A 2,505-nucleotide genomic window follows, 5' to 3' on the forward strand; every position below is an offset into this window, starting at 1 on the left:
TGTGACTGCTAAACTAAAGTTAACAGTTCTCGCTTGATAAGATTTAACACTCCCTGCCCACGAAAAAAATTAATTCCTTCTCTTAAACACTAGTTATAATAGATTTGTATAGTTGAAAGTGTTTGAGGAGGACTGAAAGGTGGATAAATGGCAAGTGTATATGGAAATTAAACAGCTGTTAAAACAGGGTTTTAGTAAAAGTAAAGTTGCTGCAAAATTAGGAATTTCAAGACCTACTTTATATCGTTATTTAAATAGAAATCCACAAGAGATGGCAGAATGGATGGTTACCATTCAATCAAGAGAAAAAAAGCTTGATAAGTATAAGGAATTCATTCTTTCCTGGTTGAGAAAGTATCCAGATATGACGGCAGCTCAAGTACAAGATTGGTTGCTTGAAAAATACCCATCTTTTGTAGTCGGTGAAAGTACGGTTCGATCTTATGTGAGTGAACTTAGAAAAGAATATAACATACCTAAAGCTACATCACCTAGGTCCTATGAAGCTCTACCTGATCCTCCTTTAGGAGAACAAGTCCAAGTGGACTTTGGGCAAACGAAAAACAAAAAATCTAGTGGAGGAACCGTTAAACTTTATTTCATCGCATTTGTATTATCTCATTCACGTTATAAATACAAGTACTGGTTAGATCGCCCCTTTACAACCAAAGACGTCATTGAAGCACATGAACGAGCATTTCAGTGGTTTCATGGTATTCCGAATGAGTTAGTGTATGACCAGGATCATTTAATCGTTGTTAGTGAAAACAGTGGTGATTTAATTTTGACTGAGGAGTTTCAGAAGTATAAAGAAGCGAAAAAGTTAAACTTGTTTGTATGTAGAAAAGCTGACCCTGAAAGTAAAGGAAAAATAGAAAATGTCGTAGGTTTTATTAAATATAATTTCGCGAAACATCGAATATTTCACAATTTAGAATCGTGGAATGAACAGGCACTAGAATGGCTCAATCGAACTGGGAACGCAAAAGTTCATAACACCACAAAAAAAAGACCGATTGAAGTGTTTGCCCTTGAAAAACAACACTTACAACCAGTCACGAACATCATTGATGTTCAAAAAAACACTATTAATAGTATATCAAGGTCTATTCGTAAGGACAATACCATCCGGTATTTATCTAATCGATACTCACTTCCATTAGGAAGTTTTAATCAATACCAAGAGGTTTACCTTAGCGTCATCGATAATGAAGAACTTATGATTTGTCGTTCAGATGGAGAGATCTTGGCTGAGCATCAACTATCACTAGAAAAAGGCAAGTTAATTCAAAACCCAAAACACCGACGTGATCGTACAAAAGGTATTGAGGCATTTATTGATACAGTGGCAACCTATTTTGATCATAAAGAACGAGCTTATGAGTTTATATCAAAAGTGAGAGAAAAGAATCCTCGTTACATTCGTGATCAATTACAACTGATCGTAAATTCTATTAAAACCAATCATCCTATGACTATTAATAGAGCACTTGAAGAATGTTTTAAACGAAATCTTTACAGTGGTACAGATTTCAGCGATATCATTGGATACATAAAACGCCAACGACCGTTACAGGCTACACAAACCGATAACGCTGAACAAATCAAACAGCCCACAACGATGACTTCCAGTTGGGTCATGGATACCCAGGCATCAAAAAGAGAGATGGACGAGTATTACTCTATATTAGAAGGTGATTCTCAATGACACAAATGAATCAATTACAAGAGCTAATGAGAACCTTAAGGTTCGTCGAAACATCCAATCATCTCACAGAATTAATAAAAGCAGCTGAACAAAATGACACTTCTTACACTAAGTTTTTGCTTGATATTATGCAATATGAACAACAGCGTCGAGAGGAAAAGCAGGTGGAAAAACGTTTAAAGTGGGCTACGTTCCCAGACTACAAAACACTGGAAGAGTTTGATATTAAAGAGCAACAATCACTAAGTAAGAAACAACTTAATCAGTTGGGTGATCTTACATGGATTGACCAGTTATATAATCTAGTATTATTAGGTCCTCCAGGTGTGGGAAAAACACACCTGGCCATAGGCCTAGGGATAAAAGCCATTTATGAAGGATATAAAGTCATTTTCACTTCAATGGGTGATTTAGTACATGCATTAAAAACCGAAGAGATAACCCGCAAATCACAAACAAGATTAAAACGAATTAGAGATGCCGATTTGGTTATGATTGATGACTTAATGTTCATGGCCATGGATCAACATGAAGCAAACCTATTCTTCCATTTGATTAACGATCTACATGAGCAGTCATCTATCGTTTTAACGTCAAATAAAGCACCGAAAGAGTGGGGGGAGTTATTAGGGGATCCAGCCATTACTACGGCTATATTAGATCGCATTGTTCACCGTGTTGAAATTATACATTTAAATGGTGACAGTTATCGTATGAAACATCGTAAAAATATCTTTGGGCAGGAAAGTGTATCAAATTAATGAGCAAAAACTGTAACATTTTTCTTGACGGTCACA

At 35.9% G+C, this 2,505-nt stretch carries 2 protein-coding genes; both read left to right on the forward strand.

The window, feature by feature from the left end; all coding sequences use genetic code 11:
• Positions 1 to 139 precede the first annotated feature (139 nt).
• On the forward strand, positions 140 to 1,708 hold the full coding sequence (gene istA, locus ACERJO_RS20875; protein WP_373648769.1) for an IS21 family transposase: 1,569 nt from the start codon (positions 140 to 142) through the stop codon (positions 1,706 to 1,708).
• Positions 1,705 to 2,469, forward strand: coding sequence for an IS21-like element helper ATPase IstB (istB, locus tag ACERJO_RS20880; protein WP_373648770.1), 765 nt, complete (start codon positions 1,705 to 1,707; stop codon positions 2,467 to 2,469). The genes istA and istB overlap by 4 nt, the downstream gene beginning before the upstream one ends.
• Positions 2,470 to 2,505 lie beyond the last annotated feature (36 nt).

The organism is Halalkalibacter sp. AB-rgal2 (assembly GCF_041821005.1).
Classification (GTDB): Bacteria; Bacillota; Bacilli; order Bacillales; family Bacillaceae_D; genus Halalkalibacter.